The organism is Streptomyces sp. NRRL F-5122 (assembly GCF_001507435.1).
In the GTDB taxonomy this organism is placed as follows: Bacteria; Actinomycetota; Actinomycetes; order Streptomycetales; family Streptomycetaceae; genus Streptomyces; species Streptomyces lannensis.
The window spans coordinates 51826-69329 of the sequence record NZ_LMWH01000105.1; the positions used below are offsets into that span (position 1 = coordinate 51826).

General features: G+C 71.6%; 13 protein-coding genes. 8 read left to right on the forward strand and 5 right to left on the reverse strand.

Annotation, left to right across the window (positions count from 1 at the left end; genetic code table 11):
• Positions 1 to 24: 24 nt before the first annotated feature.
• The 4 genes from ADL25_RS12645 to ADL25_RS12660 all read right to left on the reverse strand — a co-directional run bounded on the left by ADL25_RS12645 (position 25) and on the right by ADL25_RS12660 (position 7303).
• Complete coding sequence (locus tag ADL25_RS12645) at positions 25 to 933, reverse strand: carbohydrate ABC transporter permease (RefSeq protein ID WP_059127788.1); 909 nt, start codon at positions 931 to 933, stop codon at positions 25 to 27.
• Positions 930 to 2282: a carbohydrate ABC transporter permease gene (locus tag ADL25_RS12650; protein WP_079050314.1), complete on the reverse strand. Its 1353-nt coding sequence runs from the start codon at positions 2280 to 2282 to the stop codon at positions 930 to 932. The genes ADL25_RS12645 and ADL25_RS12650 overlap by 4 nt, the downstream gene beginning before the upstream one ends.
• 7 nt (positions 2283 to 2289) lie before the next feature.
• On the reverse strand, positions 2290 to 3699 hold the full coding sequence (locus ADL25_RS12655) for an ABC transporter substrate-binding protein (RefSeq protein WP_059127789.1): 1410 nt from the start codon (positions 3697 to 3699) through the stop codon (positions 2290 to 2292).
• 187 nt (positions 3700 to 3886) lie between these two features.
• Entirely contained in the window at positions 3887 to 7303 is a 3417-nt protein-coding gene (locus ADL25_RS12660) for an FHA domain-containing protein (protein ID WP_059127790.1), read from the reverse strand.
• Between the two features lie 541 nt (positions 7304 to 7844).
• On the opposite strand from ADL25_RS12660, the gene ADL25_RS12665 reads away from it, so the two are divergent.
• The 4 genes from ADL25_RS12665 (at position 7845) to ADL25_RS12680 (ending at position 13422) form a co-directional block, all read left to right on the forward strand.
• Positions 7845 to 9500 (forward strand): serine/threonine-protein kinase, encoded by a 1656-nt coding sequence (locus tag ADL25_RS12665; protein ID WP_059127791.1) that lies wholly within the window; start codon positions 7845 to 7847, stop codon positions 9498 to 9500.
• A 202-nt stretch (positions 9501 to 9702) separates the two neighbouring features.
• Positions 9703 to 10938, forward strand: a complete 1236-nt coding sequence (locus ADL25_RS12670) for a serine/threonine-protein kinase (protein ID WP_059127792.1) — start codon at positions 9703 to 9705, stop codon at positions 10936 to 10938.
• A 153-nt stretch (positions 10939 to 11091) separates the two neighbouring features.
• Complete coding sequence (gene prfB, locus ADL25_RS12675) at positions 11092 to 12198, forward strand: peptide chain release factor 2 (protein ID WP_059127793.1); 1107 nt, start codon at positions 11092 to 11094, stop codon at positions 12196 to 12198.
• A 327-nt stretch (positions 12199 to 12525) separates the two neighbouring features.
• Complete coding sequence (locus ADL25_RS12680; protein ID WP_059127794.1) at positions 12526 to 13422, forward strand: hypothetical protein; 897 nt, start codon at positions 12526 to 12528, stop codon at positions 13420 to 13422.
• A 119-nt stretch (positions 13423 to 13541) separates the two neighbouring features.
• On the opposite strand, the gene ADL25_RS12685 is transcribed toward ADL25_RS12680, so the two are convergent.
• Positions 13542 to 13733 (reverse strand): hypothetical protein, encoded by a 192-nt coding sequence (locus ADL25_RS12685; RefSeq protein ID WP_059127795.1) that lies wholly within the window; start codon positions 13731 to 13733, stop codon positions 13542 to 13544.
• A 331-nt stretch (positions 13734 to 14064) separates the two neighbouring features.
• Between ADL25_RS12685 and ftsE the strand changes: the two genes are divergently transcribed.
• The 4 genes from ftsE to smpB all read left to right on the forward strand — a co-directional run bounded on the left by ftsE (position 14065) and on the right by smpB (position 17481).
• Positions 14065 to 14754, forward strand: a complete 690-nt coding sequence (gene ftsE / locus ADL25_RS12690; protein ID WP_059127796.1) for a cell division ATP-binding protein FtsE — start codon at positions 14065 to 14067, stop codon at positions 14752 to 14754.
• A 28-nt stretch (positions 14755 to 14782) separates the two neighbouring features.
• Positions 14783 to 15703, forward strand: coding sequence for a permease-like cell division protein FtsX (gene ftsX, locus ADL25_RS12695; protein WP_059127797.1), 921 nt, complete (start codon positions 14783 to 14785; stop codon positions 15701 to 15703).
• Between the two features lie 67 nt (positions 15704 to 15770).
• Positions 15771 to 16934, forward strand: a complete 1164-nt coding sequence (locus ADL25_RS12700) for a S41 family peptidase (RefSeq protein ID WP_059127798.1) — start codon at positions 15771 to 15773, stop codon at positions 16932 to 16934.
• Between the two features lie 67 nt (positions 16935 to 17001).
• Positions 17002 to 17481: an SsrA-binding protein SmpB gene (gene smpB, locus ADL25_RS12705; RefSeq protein ID WP_059127799.1), complete on the forward strand. Its 480-nt coding sequence runs from the start codon at positions 17002 to 17004 to the stop codon at positions 17479 to 17481.
• Positions 17482 to 17504 lie beyond the last annotated feature (23 nt).

Consider the following 17504-nt stretch of genomic DNA (forward strand, 5'->3'; position numbering starts at 1 on the left):
CCCGGAACCTCCGTACGGTCGGCTCTACTTGACGGCTCCCGCCATGACCCCCGACACGAACTGCCGCTGGAAGGCGAAGAAGACGACCAGCGGGATCACCATCGAGATGAACGCGCCCGGCGCCAGGACGTCGATGTTGTTGCCGAACTGGCGTACCTGCGTCTGCAGTGCGACGGTGATCGGCTGCGTACCGGACTTCGTGAACACGAGCGCCACCAGCATGTCGTTCCACACCCACAGGAACTGGAAGATGCCGAGGCTCGCGATCGCGGGACCGCCGAGCGGCAGCACCACGCGTGCGAACAGCCGGAGTTCGCCCGCACCGTCGAGCCGGGCCGCCTCGAGCAGCTCCCGGGGGATCTCCGCGAAGAAGTTCCGCAGCAGGAACACCGCGAAGGGCAGGCCGAAGCCCGTGTGGAAGAGGATCACACCGAGGACCGTGCCGAACAGGCCGATCTTCCCGAAGAGTTCGGCGATCGGGATCAGTGCCACCTGCACGGGGACGACCAGCAGGCCGATCACGCCCAGGAACCACCAGTCACGGCCCGGGAACTCCATCCAGGCGAAGGCGTAGCCCGCGAGGGAGCCGATCGCCACGACCAGGAGGGTCGCGGGGACCGTGATCAGGACCGTGTTCAGCAGGGAGTTGGTGATGTCGCCGTTCTCCAGGAGCTTCTGGTAGCTCTCGAAGGTCAGCTGCGAGGGCTCGCTGAAGACCTTCCACCAGCCGGAGGCGCTCATGTCGGCCGGTGTGCGCAGCGAGGCGAGCAGCAGACCCACCGTAGGCACCAGCCAGAACAGCCCGACCACGATGAGGAAGACCCGCACCAGGCCCCCGCCCACGCCCTCCGCGAGGCGTGCGCCCAGGGACCGCTCGGGCCGCACGGCCGTGGCGGACGCCGCCTTCGGCAGACTTCCGGCCTGCGTCGTCATCGCCGCACCTCCCGCCTGAGCCTGCGGATGTTGAACAGCATCACCGGGATGACGAGCAGCAGCAGGAACACCGCGATCGCGCTCGCGATGCCCGGCTGGTCCTCGGAGAAGCCCTTGCGGTACAGCTCCAGGGCGAGGACGTTCGCGTCGTCCTGGGACGAGCCCGGCGGGATGATGAAGACCAGATCGAAGATCTTCAGTACGTTGATCATCAGTGTCACCGTGACCACGGCGAGCACGGGCGCCAGCAGCGGCACCGTGACCCGGCGGAACACCTGCCACTCGTTCGCGCCGTCCACGCGCGCCGCCTCCAGCAGCTCCCGCGGCACGCCCGCGAGGCCCGCGGCGATCAGCACCATCGCGAAACCGGCCCACATCCACACATAGGAGCCGATGACGGCCGGGGTCACGAGCGCGGGGCCGAGCCAGTCCACGCCGTTGTACGGCTCTCTGAAGTTGCTCGCCGGCAGCCGCAGCCGAGCCCCGTCGGCGGCGGCCGGCAGGGTGAAGGTCCCGTCGGCGGCGGCCTTGGTGGAGGCGACGACCTTGCCGTCCTTCACGGCCTCGATCCGCATGCCCGCATAGCCCTGCTCGGACGGGTCCACCGCGCCGAGCTTCCCGACACCCTTGCCGCGCGTGAAGTCCTGCCAGGCCGTGCCCGTGACCTTGCCCGGCTGCGGCTGCGCCCGGGCGGCCGGCTCGGCGCCCTTCGGCATCCGGTCGGGCGCGACGCCGACCAGCGGGAGCGCGACCGTCCGCCCCGTGTGCACCGTGCCGGCGGTGACGAAGCCGCCCTGATCGGACCTGAGGGGCGACCGGCGGCCCGGGTGGGCCTTGGGGAACGCGGACGACTCGGCGAACGAGTCGTGGACGCCCACCCACACCGCGTTGGCGACGCCCTTGTCCGGGTCCTGGTCGTACACCAGCCGGAAGATGATCCCCGCCGCCAGCATCGAGATCGCCATCGGCATGAAGACGACCAGCTTGAACGCCGTTCCCCAGCGCACCCGTTCGGTGAGCACCGCGAAGATCAGGCCCAACGCGGTCGAGACGGTCGGCGCGAACACCACCCAGATGATGTTGTTCTTCAGGGCGGTGCGGATGCCGTCGTCCGTGAACAGGGCGCGGTAGTTGTCGACTCCGGCGAAGGAGTCGCCGGACTGGCTGAGGAAGCTGCGGATCAGCGAGTACCCGATCGGGTAGACCACGAGCGCGCCCAGCAGCACCAGGGCGGGCAGCAGGAACAGCGCTGCCGCGGTTCTGCGGGTGCCGGTCACGCTCTTGCGCCGACGGGGGCCGGAGGGCGTCGCCGGTGTGCCGGCGACGTCCTCCGCGGCTGCCGACGACATCGCCGGATCAGCTCCCGCTTCCGTATGCCGCCGCCGCGTCCTTCTCCAGCTTCGCCTGGGTCCCCGCGACGTCCTTCGGGTTCTTCAGGAAGTCCTGGAGGTCCTTCCACTCACCCTTGCCGGGCGTGCCGCCGAAGGCCTGCGGGGCCTGATCGGACATGTCGAAACGGAAGTTGTCGCCGGCCGAGACGAGTGCCTCGGCCATCTTCCGCTGCACGTCGTTGGGGTAGGCGGACAGTGCGACCGACTTGTTCGGCGAGAGGTAGCCGCCGAGCTTCGCCTGGATCGTCGCGGCGTCCGGCGAGGCCAGGAAGGTGACCAGTGCCTGGGCCGCCTCGGAGTCCTTGAGGACGACGGCCGCGTCGCCGCCGGAGACCACGGGTGCCTGGCCGCCCACTGCCGGGAAGGGGAACACCTTCGCGTCCGTGCCGATCTTCGCCTTGGTCTCCGCGATGTTGACCTGCGCGAAGTCGCCCTCGAAGACCATGCCGGCCTTGGGCTGGTCGCCCCCGGTGAAGGCCTGGGTGACGGATGCGGGGAACTCCGTCTGCAGCGCGCCGTTCGCGCCGCCCGCGACGAAGTCCTTCCTGCCCCAGATCTGGGCGAGCGTGGTCAGCGCTTCCTTCACGGACGGGTCGGTCCACTTGATCGTGTGCTGGGCGAGCTGGTCGTACTTGTCCGGTCCCGCCTGTGAGAGGTAGACGTTCTCGAACCAGTCGGTGAGGGTCCAGCCGTCGGCGCCGCCGACGGAGAACGGGGTGACCCCGGAGTCGTAGACGGCCTGGGCCGCCGTCATCAGCTCCTCCCAGCGCTTGGGCTCCTGTGCTCCCGCGTTCTCGAAGACCTTCGCGTTGTACCAGATCAAGGACTTGTTGGCGGCCTTGTAGTAGGCGGCGTACTGCTTGCCGCCGACCTTGCCGAGGTCCTGCCAGCCCTGGGAGTAGTTCTTGCTCAGCTCGGCCTGGGCCTCGGGGCCGAGCGGCTTCGCCCACTTCTTGTCGACGGCCTGCTTGATGGCGCCGGGCTGGGGGAGCAGCGCGACGTCCGGCGGCTGTCCGCCGGCGATCTTCGAACCGAGGAAGTTGATGATCGGGTCCTGGGCGGGCACGAAGGTGACCTTGGCGCCCGTGCGCTTCCCGAACTCCGCGAGGACCTGTTTGAAGTTCTTCTGCTCGCCACCGGTCCAGACGGCGGCGACCTCCAGGCTCTGGCCTTTCAGCTCGGGGAGCGTGACGGTGGAACCGCTCTCCTTGCCGTCGGCGCTCGGTTTGTCGTCGCTGCTCTTGTCGTTGCCGCCGCCGCAGCCGGTGAGGGCGAGTGCCCCGGCGAGGAAGGCGGCCGCCGCGGTCAGCGCGGCTCTGCGGGTCGAGTGGGTGGGCTGTTTCGGCGACTTGCGCATACGAAGAGTGCTGTGCATCACTGCCCCGTTCTTCGTTCCTCGTCGAACGTTCGAGTGCTGTCCCGTGCGCTCCGGTCTACGCGGGGTCCTTCGGGTCGGCAAGAGCGCCTGCACTGTCAACCCCGCGATCGTGACCGCGTCGTGACGTACCGTCAACGATGCGGCCCGGTGCGACTCGGTACAGGCCGGGCACGGGCCCCCGGCGTCACAGCAGCGAAGGCACCTCGATCGCCGACACCGAACGTGCGGCCCGCTCCAGCGCGCTCGCCAGCAGGGCCAGGTCCGTCGGGCCGTTGCCCAGTTCGCGGACGGGACGCCGGGCAGGCGGGTCGCCCATGCGCTGCCACTCCAGTGGGACGACCGTGGGCCGCAGCGTCGCCGTGCGGGGGATGCGGCCGGTGATCCGCCCACCCTGGAAGGGCGTCACCCTGCCGTCCGCCCCTGTCAGCCGCCCACGTCCGGGCGCCGGTTCGTCCGTGCCCGGGGAGACCTCCTCGAGCGCGATCCGCAGTGCGGCCGTCCGGGCCGGCTCCCATTGCGCCGTCCGCCCACCGGGGGCGGCGGCGGCGACAAGATGCACGCCCAGCCGATTGCCCTCACGGGCCACCGCCTCCAGGGCGCGCACCACCGATCCGGCCGCCGGGCGTCCCGGCGAGCCGAGCGCCGGTGACAGCAGCGCGTCGAGGTCGTCGACCAGCACGACCAGCCGCGCCGGCGGCGGCACCTGCTCCGTCCGCTGCCGGGTCGCCGCGGGGCGCAGCCTCAGCGTGGTGCTCGGCGGCGTGTCCAGGTCGCCGGAGTCCGAACTCCCCGTCCGCTGCGGCCCGATGCGGCCCGACACCCCTTGGCGCGCGTGCCACTCGGCGAAGCCGAGCCGTCCCAGCAGTTCGGCCCGCCGCTTCAGCTCGGCGGTCAGCGACTGGGCGAAGTCCCGCATGCGCACCGGGTCGTTGGCCGCAAGGTGCGTCGTGACGTGCGGCAGGTCCAGGCAGGCCTGCAGGCCGTCTCCGCCGGCGTTGCCGTTGGTCCCGCAGTCACGGCCGTCGACCAGCACGATCCCGAGCCGGTCCGGCCGCTCGGCCGACGCGAGCGACGCGGCGATCGAGCGCAGCAGTTCCGTACGGCCGCTGCCGGGCGGTCCCTCCAGCAGCAGATGCGGCCCCTCCGCCGCCAGGTCCAGACACACCGGGCCGCGCGGCCCGGCGCCGAGCACGGCCCAGACACGTCCGCCCGGCGCCTGGGTGTCGTCCATCGCATCCGCCCAACGCGCCATCAGCGACGCCGGGGTGGCCCTGGCCAGGCCCAACTCGTCCAGCAGCCGCGCCGCCTGGGGCAGCGGCGCCGAGACGCGCGTGTGCCGGTCACCGCCGCCGTCGGTACGCAGCGGGGCGAGGGCCCGCGCGAACCGCTCGGCCCACGCCGGGGACACCGCGTCGACCGCGGCGACCGTGCCGTGACCCACGGGGGCGCGGAGTCCGAGCGCGGCGTTCGCGCCCTCACCCGGCGCGACCCGCAGCAGGCGCAGTGCCGTGGCCACGTCGCCGCTCAGCAGTGCCACGGCCCCGCACTCGCGGAACGCGGGCGAGACGGCGCACGCCGCCTCGAAGGTCGCCGTCATCGGCGAGGCGGGCGAGGCAGGAGGCGCCTCGGCCAGGCAGACCACATGGATCCCGGCCCGCGCGCCCTGCTGCGCCAGCCGCGCCACGGCCTCGCGCACGGCGGCACCGCCGGGGTCCCCGTCGACGATCACCACGGTGTACGGCCCGGGGAACGCGCCGCCCGCGGGGCCGTCCTCCCGCGCCCAGGAGGGGCGACGGGCGGCACCGCGCGGTGAGGCGTCCTGGGGACCGACCGGATCGGCGGGGTGCGGAGGGAGGCCCCGGGGCTCGCCGGCCGGACCGTCCGGGGCGGTTCCGTGCGGGGGACCCGTGAGCCCGTCCTGGTCGGTGAGGTGGTCCTCGAGGCGGCGCAGCAGCTCGTCCGTGCGTGCCGCCGCCTGTTCGCGGTCGTAGGCCAGCAGGAGCCTGCAGTCCTGCCCATGGGCCGGGCGCAGATGGGGCAGCCAGCCGAGCCAGGACCAGTCGGCGGTGCGCTCCTCCAGCGGACGGGAGCGGTCCGCGCTGATCAGGACCAGCTCCAGCGTGTCGGGGGAGTGCAGCGCGGCGAGCTGCGCGATCACCACACGGGCCAGCCCGGACAGCCGCTCCCGGGGCCCCGCGAGGCCGAGCGAGCCCACCTCGCGCAGTCCGGCGGTCACGGGGACGGCGGGCAGCAGTCCCGAACCGTCCGGGGCCGCCCGGTCGGCCGTGCCCAGCCGCACGGTGAGCGTCTCCGGATGCCCTGGTCCGCGCTCCCACAACCGCGGACCCGGGCCGAGGACGGCCAGCAGCAGCGATGCCGGGTCGGGCCACTTCTCCGGGGCGGCGGCCGCCAGGAACGCGGGCGCCGGCGCACCCGCGTCCGCGTCGTACGCCCTTGCTCCGATGCCGCTCTGGTCTCCGCGGCCGCCGGTCAGCCTGCGCGCCCACGCGGTGAAGCCGCGCCTGCGCAGCCCCGCGGGCACGTCCGTGCCGCGCGGTGGGGTGCCCTTGCGTGTGCTCTCGCCAGCCAGGTCCCGGCTCTCGATCGAGGGGGCTCCGCCCTGCCCCGGAACGACCGGAGCCGTCGGGGTGCCGTCCGCGTTCCGCGGGTGCCGGGGCTGGAGCGGGTCCGTGAACGCGGGGGAGGGCGGCTCCACGGCCCCGTGCTCCTGGGCGCCCGAGCCGGCCGCGTCCGCGGCGCCCCAGGCCGTGACACCGAACCCGTGATGCGTGTCGCCCGCGAGGCCGCCGGCGGGACCGGTGCGCCGGGCGCCGGCGGGACCGCCGCCCGTTCCGGTGAGGTCGGCGGTGCCGGAACCAGCCGCCGTGGCGTTCCCCTGGTGTGCGGGGGGCACGGATGCCGGCCGCGCGGCCGGCGCCGGGCTCTCGGTGTCCGTCTCGCCGAGGACGCGTACCCGGCCCTCTCCGTCCGGTGCCGTGCCCACGGGGCGCACCCGGCCCGGCAGGGTCAGCCGCAGGGCCGATTCGCCGATACGGAGCAGGGCGCCCGGGGCGAAGCGCACCGGGCGGTCGGCCACCGGGCTGCCGTCGAGCACGGTGCCGTTCGTGGAGTTCAGGTCGGTGACCGAGACGCTGCCGTCGTCGGTGACCGTGATCGCGCAGTGCAGCCGGGAGACGTCCGGGTCGTCCAGCGGGACGTCCGCGTCGGCGGAGCGGCCGATGCGGATGGCACCGCCGTGCAGCAGATGGACGCCGCCCGCGTCCGGGCCCGCGACCACGTGCAACTGGGGCGCGTCCGCGTCGGGCTCGGGGCCCGGATCCGCGGGGGCGCCGAGGGTCAGTACCGCGCCGTCCAGCAGTGGCGGTTCACCCAGGGTGCAGCGCTGCGCGTCCAGCCGCTCCGCGCCCGCGTACAGCACCGAGGGACCCTCGCCCGAGCCGGCCGCCGCGGCCAGGCCAGACGCGACCGCGGCCAGCGCCGTCCCGGCGGGAGCGGTGACCAGCACATCGCAGCGCGCGGCGCGTGCCCGGGACTCCGGGGGCGGTCCCAGCGGGTCTACGACGGTCAGCCGGATCTGCATCGCCGTCAGCGGTCCCTTCTGCACGGGCGCCCGAGGCCGGAAAAGGGAGCCGCGTCACGGTCCCGACCGCGACCTTCCCCCCACCGCGCACGAGCACATCGGCCAGTACGGGTTGCATCCTCGCACCTGCCACCGACAGTGCGCCCGCCGCCCGCCGTCAAGTGATCTTGATTGGTCGGCTCTGCCCGCAAAAGTGCCTGACCAGTGCACGGCCCCTGTCCGCTTGAGATCGGTCACGTCCGGTCCTGGCAACCATGTGCGCCGCAGCGAGCGTCTTTCCGTCGACGACCGAATATCGAACATTCACGTGCCTCGCGTACGTACGTTCCATGGAGCGGTCGGGAAGGGACGCGGGGACCCGTGGGACCCGGGTACGTGAACCGGGGAACGGCGGAGTGTCCGCAGACGTCCATGGCTGTGAAAGGCGGCGGACGCACAGCCGTCGACATCCCGGTGCCAGGATCTGCGGCACTACAGTGGGTCGGACCACCCTTAGAACGGGTGGACGGTCCGGACAAGCAAGCAGCAGGGAGCGCATGACGTGCGGCCGGTAGGCAGCAAGTACCTGCTCGAGGAGCCGCTCGGACGCGGCGCCACGGGCACCGTCTGGCGAGCCCGCCAGCGGGAGACCGCGGGTGCCGAGGCGGCCGTCGCGGGGCAGCCCGGCGAGACCGTGGCGATCAAGGTCCTCAAGGAGGAGCTGGCGAGCGACCCCGACGTCGTGATGCGGTTCCTGCGGGAGCGGTCCGTCCTGCTCCGGCTGACCCACCCGAACATCGTGCGCGTGCGGGACCTGGTGGTCGAGGGCGATCTGCTGGCCCTGGTCATGGACCTCGTCGACGGCCCCGACCTGCACCGCTACCTCCGTGACAACGGGCCCTTCAGCCCCGTCGCCGCGTCCCTGCTCACCGCGCAGATCGCCGACGCGCTGGCCGCGAGTCACGCGGACGGCGTAGTGCACCGCGACCTCAAGCCGGCGAACGTCCTGCTGCGGCAGGACAGCGGCCGGATGCACCCGATGCTGACCGACTTCGGGATCGCCCGGCTGGCGGACTCCCCGGGCCTCACCCGCACGCACGAGTTCGTGGGCACGCCCGCATACGTCGCACCCGAGTCGGCCGAGGGCCGCCCGCAGACCTCCGCCGTCGACATCTACGGTGCCGGCATCCTGATGTACGAGCTGGTCACCGGGCGTCCTCCGTTCGGTGGAGGGTCGGCCCTTGAGGTGCTCCACCAGCACCTGAGCGCCGAACCGCGCCGCCCCTCGACGGTGCCCGACCCGCTGTGGACGGTCATGGAGCGCTGCCTGCGCAAGAACCCGGACGAGCGGCCCAGCGCCGAGAACCTGGCGCGGGCACTGCGGGTCGTCGCCGAAGGGGTCGGCGTGCACGCGAACTCCGCGCAGATCGCCGCCGCGGAGGGGGTGGGCGCGCTGCTCGCCCCGGACCCCGATCCGGCGAGCGTCCCGGGCTCCGCCGACCCCACCCAGGTGCTGCCGCACAACGCCGCCGGATACGACCCGAACGCGGCGACCAGCGTCCTGCCGAACACCCCGGGCGCCGGGGACCCCACCACCGTGCTGCCGAGCACCGGCGCGGCGGACCCCACCACCGTGATGCCGCCGGTGCCGCAGCACCAGCCGGGCGGTCAGCCCCGGCAGGAGGAGCAGCCGCACCCCTGGCAGACGCAGCTGCGCGCGGCCCGCGACCGCAACGAGCAGACGCAGGTCCAGGCGTACCTCGACCCCGACCAGGACCCGCTGCGCCGCCGGCCGCAGCGGCAGGTCGCCCGGCCTCAGCAGGGGCAGCGGCAGTCCGGGCCCGGGTACGGGCATCCGCAGCAGCAGGGCTACCCGCAGCAGCAGCCCCAGCAGTACGCGCCCCAGCGTCAGCAGTACGCGCCCCAGCAGCAGCCGCAGCGGTACGCGCCCGCGCCGCAGCAGCCCCGGCAGCCCGCCCCGCGCCCGGCGCGCGAGCCGCGGCAGCGCAGCGCCAACCCGATGAAGATCCCGGGACTCGGCTGCCTGAAGGGGTGCCTGTTCACGATCGTCATCCTGTTCGTGGCCGGGTGGCTGGTCTGGGAGTTCAGCCCGCTCCAGGAGTGGATCGGTACGTCGAAGTCGTACTGGGCGCAGCTGAGCCAGTGGTTCTCCGACGTGACCGGCTGGATCGGGAAACTGGGCGGCGGCACGTCCTGAACGAGGGGGTCGGAGAGCCCAAGAACCCTTCGAGCTTGGGGATTTGTCGACACCTGACGGGTGATTTCCGCCTTGGCGGTGAAGGTTGCGGCCCCGGACGCGTAGTTTTGTCGACCGGGTCCGGGGATCCGCGGCATCCGCCGCGGCATCACCGACCCGGAACGGCGCAGCGTCGGCAACACGCGTCCCAGTAGGAGCAGTCTTGGCACGGAAGATCGGCAGCCGGTACACCGCGAACCAGATCCTTGGGCGGGGGAGCGCCGGCACGGTGTGGCTGGGCGAGGGGCCGGAAGGGCCCGTCGCCATCAAGCTGCTCCGGGAGGACCTCGCGTCCGACCAGGAGCTCGTGGGCCGCTTCGTCCAGGAGCGCACGGCGCTGCTGGGGCTCGACCACCCGAACGTCGTCGCCGTGCGGGACCTGGTGGTCGACGGCAACGACCTGGCGCTGGTCATGGACCTGGTCCGGGGCACCGATCTGCGGACCCGCCTGGACCGCGAGCGCCGCCTGGCGCCCGAGGCCGCGGTGGCGATCGTCGCGGACGTGGCGGACGGGCTGGCGGCGGCGCATGCGGCCGGGGTCGTGCACCGGGACGTGAAGCCGGAGAACGTGCTGCTGGACATGCAGGGGCCGCTCGGCCCGGGCGGCGCCCACCCCGCGCTGCTGACCGACTTCGGTGTCGCCAAGCTGATCGACTCACCGCGCCGCACCCGGGCCACGAAGATCATCGGCACTCCGGACTACCTCGCGCCGGAACTGGTGGAGGGGCTGCCGCCCACGGCCGCGGTGGACATCTACGCGCTGGCGACGGTCCTGTACGAGCTCCTGGCCGGCTTCACGCCCTTCGGCGGCGGGCACCCGGGCGCGGTGCTGCGCCGCCATGTCACCGAGACCGTCGTGCCCCTGCCCGGCATCCCGGACGAGCTGTGGCAGCTGATCGTGCAGTGCCTCGCGAAGGCCCCCGCCTCGCGGCTGCGGGCGTCGGAGCTCGCGGCGCGGCTGCGGGAGCAGGTGCCGATGCTGACCGGGATGCCGCCGCTGGACGTGGACGAACCCGATGCGGAGCCGGCCGAGGAGCCGCCGTACGAGGCGGTGGTGCCGGGCGAGCGGGCCACGGCCCGGGAGCGCCGCGGGTCCGTCCCTCTGGTGCCGGGCGCGAAGCCGGACTCCAACCGGGACACCCACACCTCGATGCGGGTGCCGGCGCCGGACGAGCTGGCCGGCGGCGCCCGGGGCACGGCCCGCGCGCCCCGGGCCGCGGGCGCCCCGCGCCCGGGATCGGCCCGCCATCGCGCGCAGACCCGCAGGCGCCGGCTCGTCCTGGGCGCGGTGACGGCGGCCCTGCTGGCGGCGGTCGGGGTGGGGGCGTGGCTCGCGACGTCCGACGCCGACGACGGGCAGCCCCCGGCGACCCCGAACTCGGCTCCGGCGTCCCCCTGACGGCGGGCGCCCGCGTGACCGCCGACGTCCCGCCCCACTGCTTCCGGCCGGTGCGGGGGCGGCGCGGGTCCCGCACCGGCCCCGGCGCCCGGCCTTTCCGTAACCGGCGGTCACCCGGCGTTCACCGCCTGGCGGAGCCGTTACGCTGGATGCGTGGCAGTCGTCGATGTATCCGAAGAGCTCAAGTCCCTCTCCTCGACCATGGAGTCGATCGAGGCCGTTCTGGACCTCGACAGGCTGAGGGCAGACATCGCCGTGCTCGAGGAGCAGGCAGCCGCGCCGTCCCTGTGGGACGACCCGGACGAGGCGCAGAAGATCACCAGCAAGCTCTCCCACCTCCAGTCCGAGGTGAGGAAGGCCGAGGCCCTGCGCGGCCGGATCGACGACCTCGGGGTGCTCTTCGAGCTCGCCGAGGCCGAGGACGACCCGGACACCCGCGTCGAGGCCGAGTCCGAGCTCACCGCGGTGCGGAAGGCACTGGACGAGATGGAGGTCCGGACGCTTCTCAGCGGCGAGTACGACGCCCGTGAGGCGCTCGTGAACATCCGCGCCGAGGCCGGTGGCGTCGACGCCGCCGACTTCGCCGAGAAGCTCCAGCGCATGTACCTGCGCTGGGCCGAGCAGCACGGCTACAAGACCGAGGTCTACGACACGTCGTACGCGGAAGAGGCCGGGATCAAGTCCACGACCTTCGCCGTCCAGGCGCCGTACGCCTACGGCACCCTCTCCGTCGAGCAGGGCACGCACCGGCTGGTCCGCATCTCCCCCTACGACAACCAGGGGCGGCGTCAGACCTCCTTCGCGGGCGTGGAGATCCTTCCCGTCGTCGAGCAGTCCGACCACGTCGAGATCGACGACTCCGACCTCCGCGTCGATGTGTTCCGGTCCTCCGGTCCGGGCGGCCAGGGCGTCAACACGACCGACTCCGCCGTGCGGATCACGCACCTCCCCACCGGCATCGTCGTCACCTGCCAGAACGAGCGCTCCCAGATCCAGAACAGGGCCAGCGCGATGAACGTCCTGCAGGCCAAGCTCCTCGAGCGGCGCCGTCAGGAGGAGCAGGCCAAGATGGACGCCCTCAAGGGTGACGGCGGCAACTCCTGGGGCAACCAGATGCGTTCGTACGTCCTGCACCCGTACCAGATGGTCAAGGACCTGCGGACCGAGCACGAAGTCGGCAACCCCGAGGCCGTGTTCAACGGCGAGATCGACGGGTTCATCGAAGCCGGGATTCGCTGGCGCAAGCAGCAGGAGAAGTAGACCGGACGACGGACGTCGTCGCCGCGGCCGAAAAGCGGCCTTCTGTCCAAAGGTAACTGCCCCCCGCGCGGGGGCAGTTGCCATTTCCGTGACCCGATGTCCGGGTTTTGCATCACACTCACAGGGCGGCGTCTCCGTCAAACGATCAGCAATGGGACATCGCGCACGCAACGACCTTGACGTTGCTGTGAAAACTCGGAAGGGTGAAGCGCGGCATGCGCATCACTGGGGCGTTTGAGAACCGGGGGGTTCCAGTACCGCCGTCCCCGACGTCGTGGCCCCCGTGCGCTGCTCCGATGACGATCAGCTACAGGGGGTAACAGGAAGATGACCAAGAAGACGCGGATCCGCGTGGCGCGGATAGCCGCCGGTGCGGTGATAGCCGCGGGCGCCTCGCTGACCGCTGCGGGTGCGGCCTCCGCCCTGGACGCGCGCATCGAGGCGGGCCCGCTTGCCGTGGAAGTGAGCACGGGCGACGGGGACACCGACGGCGGCACGAGCGTCGGCACGTCCACGGGTACGTCCGAGGGCACCTCCACGGGTACGTCGGAGGGCACCTCCGTGGGCACGTCCACCGGTACGTCGGAGGGCACGTCCACGGGTACGTCCGAGGGCACCTCGACCGGTACGTCGGAGGGCACCTCGACCGGTACGTCGGAGGGCACCTCGACCGGTACGTCGGAGGGCACCTCGACGGGCACGTCCACGGGTACGTCCGAGGGCACCTCCACGGGTACGTCGGAGGGCACGTCCACGGGTACGTCCGAGGGCACCTCCACGGGTACCTCGGCGGGCACGTCCACCGGCACCACCGAGGGCGGTTCCGGCAACGGCGGCGGCAACGGCAACGGTGGTTCCGGGAACTCCGGCGGCAACGGCAACGGTGGTTCCGGGAACTCCGGCGGCAACGGCAACGGCGGCTCCGGGAACTCCGGTGGCAGTAGCAGCACCGGCGGTTCCGGCAACTCCGGCGGCAGCAGCACCGGCGGCGACCAGACGAGCCCCGACGGCAACAACGCCGTCCCGCAGGACCAGGGGTCCTCCGCCCTGACCGACACCGGGTCCTCCACCCCGGCCGACAAGGGCGAGGGCAAGGAACTGGCCGACACCGGTGCCGGCGAGACCGCGATCCTGCTGGTCGGTGCCGCCACGATGATCGTCGGAGGCATCGGTTTCCGTGTGCTGCCGCGCCTCGTGAGCGGCCGTGGCGGGACCGTCGCCTGATCGACGGGCGCACAAGCCCGTCCGCGGGCGTGAGAAGCGCGTACGAAGGGCCCGGGGCGTTCTGCCGCCCCGGGCCCTTCCCGTACGTTCCAGAGTGCGCTCTGCGGCGCCCCGCCGGGCTACACCGTCTGGTGCGCCAGCAGCGCCACCGCCGCGATCAGTACGGCGACAAGTACGATCAGTGCCGTAGGGTTCAGCCCCGACCAGGGGTTTTCCTGCTGGAGCCGCTGTCGGCTGGCACGGCATACGGGGCAGCGACCCTCACTGACGGGCGCCGCACAGTTCGCGCACACCAATCGGTCGTACGTCATGCGCCTCGCCCTCCTTGTGCCGCTTTCACGTACACAACGTTTCCGGGAACGCAACCGTTCCCACTCCACTGTGCCAGGTTCCGTGAATTTCGGCGCGGGACCCTGATGGACTGGGCCCGGAAGCGCTCCCCCAGGGGCGGTTCCGTCCCCTTTGCGGTCATCGGCGGTCCATGGGCCGCTCGCGCGCTCCGCCGCACTCCTTCCACGGCGCTCCTCGCGCCGGTGAGGGACAAAAGGTGCGACTCTCGTGCAACCCAGACCGGCGACTGCGCTTGCACACCTGCTTCGCGTATGGTCACGGTCACCTACCCCAACGGCCAGTGGTGCATCCGTGATCCGATTCGACAACGTGTCCAAGGTCTACCCCAAGCAGAACCGCCCCGCCCTCCGGGATGTGTCCCTGGAGGTCGAGAAGGGCGAGTTCGTGTTCCTCGTGGGATCCTCCGGCTCCGGAAAGTCCACTTTCCTGCGGCTCATCCTCCGCGAGGAGCGGTGCAGCACCGGGCAGGTGCATGTGCTGGGCAAGGATCTCGCCCGCCTTTCCAACTGGAAGGTGCCCCAGATGCGCCGGCAGCTGGGGACCGTGTTCCAGGACTTCCGCCTTCTGCCGAACAAGACGGTCGCCGAGAACGTGGCCTTCGCCCAGGAGGTCATCGGCAAGTCGCGCGGTGAGATCCGCAAGTCGGTGCCCCAGGTGCTCGATCTCGTCGGGCTCGGCGGCAAGGAGGAGCGCATGCCCGGTGAGCTCTCGGGTGGTGAGCAGCAGCGTGTGGCGATCGCCAGGGCCTTCGTCAACCGCCCCAAGCTGCTGATCGCCGACGAGCCCACCGGCAACCTCGACCCGCAGACCTCCGTCGGCATCATGAAACTGCTCGACCGGATCAACCGGACGGGCACGACCGTGGTGATGGCGACCCACGACCAGAACATCGTGGACCAGATGCGCAAGCGCGTCATCGAGCTGGAGAAGGGCCGCCTCGTCCGCGACCAGGCGCGCGGCGTCTACGGCTATCAGCACTGAGATCCACGGAAAGGCTTGAGCAGACGCCATGCGCGCCCAGTTCGTTCTGTCGGAGATCGGTGTCGGTCTCCGCCGCAATCTGACGATGACCTTCGCGGTGATCGTCTCGGTCGCCCTCTCCCTGGCCCTCTTCGGTGGCTCACTCCTGATGAGCGACCAGGTAAACCAGATGAAGGGCTACTGGTACGACAAGGTCAACGTCTCCGTCTTCCTCTGCAACAAGAGCGACGCGGAGTCCGACCCCAACTGCTCCAAGGGTGCGGTCACCGAGGAGCAGAAGAAGCAGATCATCGGCGACCTGGACAAGATGACCACCGTCGTCCAGAAGGTCACCTACGAGTCGCAGGACGAGGCCTACAAGCACTACAAGGAGCAGTTCGGCGACTCGCCGCTGGCCAGTTCGCTGACCCCGGACCAGATGCAGGAGTCGTACCGCATCAAGCTGAAGAACCCGGAGCAGTACCAGGTCATCGCGAGCGCCTTCAACGGCCGCGACGGCGTGCAGTCGGTGCAGGACCAGAAGGGCATCCTCGACAACCTCTTCGGGTTGCTCAACGGCATGAACTGGGCCGCACGCGCGGTCATGGCGATGATGCTGGTGGTCGCGCTGATGCTGATCGTCAACACGGTGCGTGTCTCCGCGTTCAGCCGTCGCCGGGAAACCGGCATCATGCGCCTGGTCGGCGCATCCGGCTTCTACATCCAGGCGCCGTTCATCATGGAGGCCGCGGTCGCCGGGCTCATCGGAGGCACGGTCGCCTGTGGATTCCTCGTGGTCGCCCGGTACTTCATCATCGACCACGGTCTGGATCTGTCCCACAAGCTGAATCTGATCAACTTCATCGGCTGGGACGCCGTGTTGACCAAGCTGCCGCTGATACTTGCCACGAGCCTGTTGATGCCGGCGCTGGCCGCATTCTTCGCGTTGCGCAAGTACCTGAAGGTGTGACGCACGACAACGGGGCGGTACGGGCAACGGCCGGTACCGCCCCGCGGGTTGTCCTAGACTCACCCGCATGTCAGGCCGTGACCCGTTCTGTCAGCCCCGCCGCATCCGCCGCGGGGCGGCGCTGACGTTGGTCTTCGCGAGCGTCCTCGTGGCGGGCGCGGCGACCGGCTCGTTCGACGAGTCCGCCGGCAAGTCCGCCGCCGCCGGGTCCGACACACTGACCGCCGAGGACGACACCGTGACGGAGGCGGCGGCCAGGGCGATGGCGGACGGCAAGTCCCCCATGGAGGCGGCCGAACGGGCCGTGAGCCGCAGCGGCGACCGCTGGAGCGCCGTCTACTCCCAGGGCGAGTACCAGGAGTTCGAAGAAGCCCTCGACGGCCAGTACACGGGCGTCGGGCTGTCCGCACGGCGCGAGCGGGACGGCAGGATCGAAGTGACCCGGGTCCAGCCCGGCTCGCCCGCGGCAGTCGCCGGTATCCGCACGGGTGACCGGCTGCGCAGTGTCGACGGCAAGGGCGTCGACGGCAGGCCCGTGACCGAGGTGGTCGCCCTCCTGCGCGGCGACGCCGACGAGGCACAGGCCGGTACCCGGGTCCGGCTCGGCCTGCAGCGTGGCGCGCACCGCTGGGACCGGGAACTGCGCCGGGCCCGGCTGTCCACGGACTCGGTGTCGGTGAGCCGGCTCACCGACCGGGTCGTCGTGATCAGGATCGCCGCCTTCACCAAGGGGTCGGGCGACCTCGTCCGCAGAACCGTCGCCGAGGCGCCCAAGGGCGCCGGGATCGTCCTGGACCTGCGCGGCAACTCCGGTGGCCTGGTCACCGAGGCGGTCACCGCAGCTTCGGCCTTCCTCGACGGGGGCCTCGTCGCGACGTACGACGTGAACGGCGACCAGCGCGCCCTGCACGCCGACCCCGGCGCTGACACCACCAGACCTCTGGTCGCGCTCGTCGACGGCGGCACGATGAGCGCGGCGGAACTGCTCACCGGTGCCCTCCAGGACCGCGGCCGGGCCGTCGTCGTGGGCACCCGCACCTTCGGCAAGGGCTCGGTCCAGATGCCGAGCCGCCTCCCCGACGGCTCCGTCGCGGAGCTGACCGTCGGGCACTACCGCACCCCTTCCGGTCGCGGCGTCGACGGCCACGGCATCACTCCCGATCTCGTGACCGACCGCGAGGTGCTCAAGCGGGCCGAGACGGTGCTCAGCGGTCTGGGAGACCCTTCGTAGCGAGCCCGGCGCTCCCGGTAATGCACTTTCCTCCACGGCCCCCCGTAGTGCGAAAATGGTGGGCACTATGGCTAAGGAAAAAGGGCGCAAGCTGATCGCGCAGAACAAGAAGGCGCGGCACGACTACCACATCCTCGACACCTACGAGGCCGGTCTCGTCCTCATGGGCACCGAGGTGAAGTCGCTGCGCCAGGGGCGGGCCTCGCTGGTGGACGGCTTCGTGCAGCTGGACGGGCACGAGGCGTGGCTGCACAACGTGCATGTGCCGGAGTACAGCCAGGGCACCTGGACCAACCACAGTGCCCGCCGCAGGCGCAAGCTGCTGCTGCACCGCGACGAGATCGACAAGCTGGAGTCGAAGTCGCAGGAGACGGGTCACACGATCGTGCCCCTCGCCCTGTACTTCAAGGACGGCCGCGCCAAGATCGAGATCGCGCTGGCGAAGGGCAAGAAGGAGTACGACAAGCGGCAGACGCTGCGCGAGAAGCAGGACCGCCGCGAGACGGATCGGGCGATCTCGGCGGTCCGGCGCCGGCAGCAGGCCTGAGCCGGGGAATGACCGGGTCCCGC

Bases quoted from the DNA above. Each gene is read 5' to 3' on its own strand.
- smpB (WP_059127799.1), top strand. From the start codon at position 17,002: ATGGCTAAGGAAAAAGGGCGCAAGCTGATCGCGCAGAACAAGAAGGCG.
- ADL25_RS12660 (WP_059127790.1), bottom strand. From the start codon at position 7,303: ATGCAGATCCGGCTGACCGTCGTAGACCCGCTGGGACCGCCCCCGGAG.
- ADL25_RS12650 (WP_079050314.1), bottom strand. From the start codon at position 2,282: ATGTCGTCGGCAGCCGCGGAGGACGTCGCCGGCACACCGGCGACGCCC.
- ftsX (WP_059127797.1), top strand. From the start codon at position 14,783: ATGCGCGCCCAGTTCGTTCTGTCGGAGATCGGTGTCGGTCTCCGCCGC.
- ADL25_RS12700 (WP_059127798.1), top strand. From the start codon at position 15,771: ATGTCAGGCCGTGACCCGTTCTGTCAGCCCCGCCGCATCCGCCGCGGG.
- ADL25_RS12685 (WP_059127795.1), bottom strand. From the start codon at position 13,733: ATGACGTACGACCGATTGGTGTGCGCGAACTGTGCGGCGCCCGTCAGT.
- ADL25_RS12645 (WP_059127788.1), bottom strand. From the start codon at position 933: ATGACGACGCAGGCCGGAAGTCTGCCGAAGGCGGCGTCCGCCACGGCC.
- ADL25_RS12680 (WP_059127794.1), top strand. From the start codon at position 12,526: ATGACCAAGAAGACGCGGATCCGCGTGGCGCGGATAGCCGCCGGTGCG.
- ADL25_RS12655 (WP_059127789.1), bottom strand. From the start codon at position 3,699: ATGCACAGCACTCTTCGTATGCGCAAGTCGCCGAAACAGCCCACCCAC.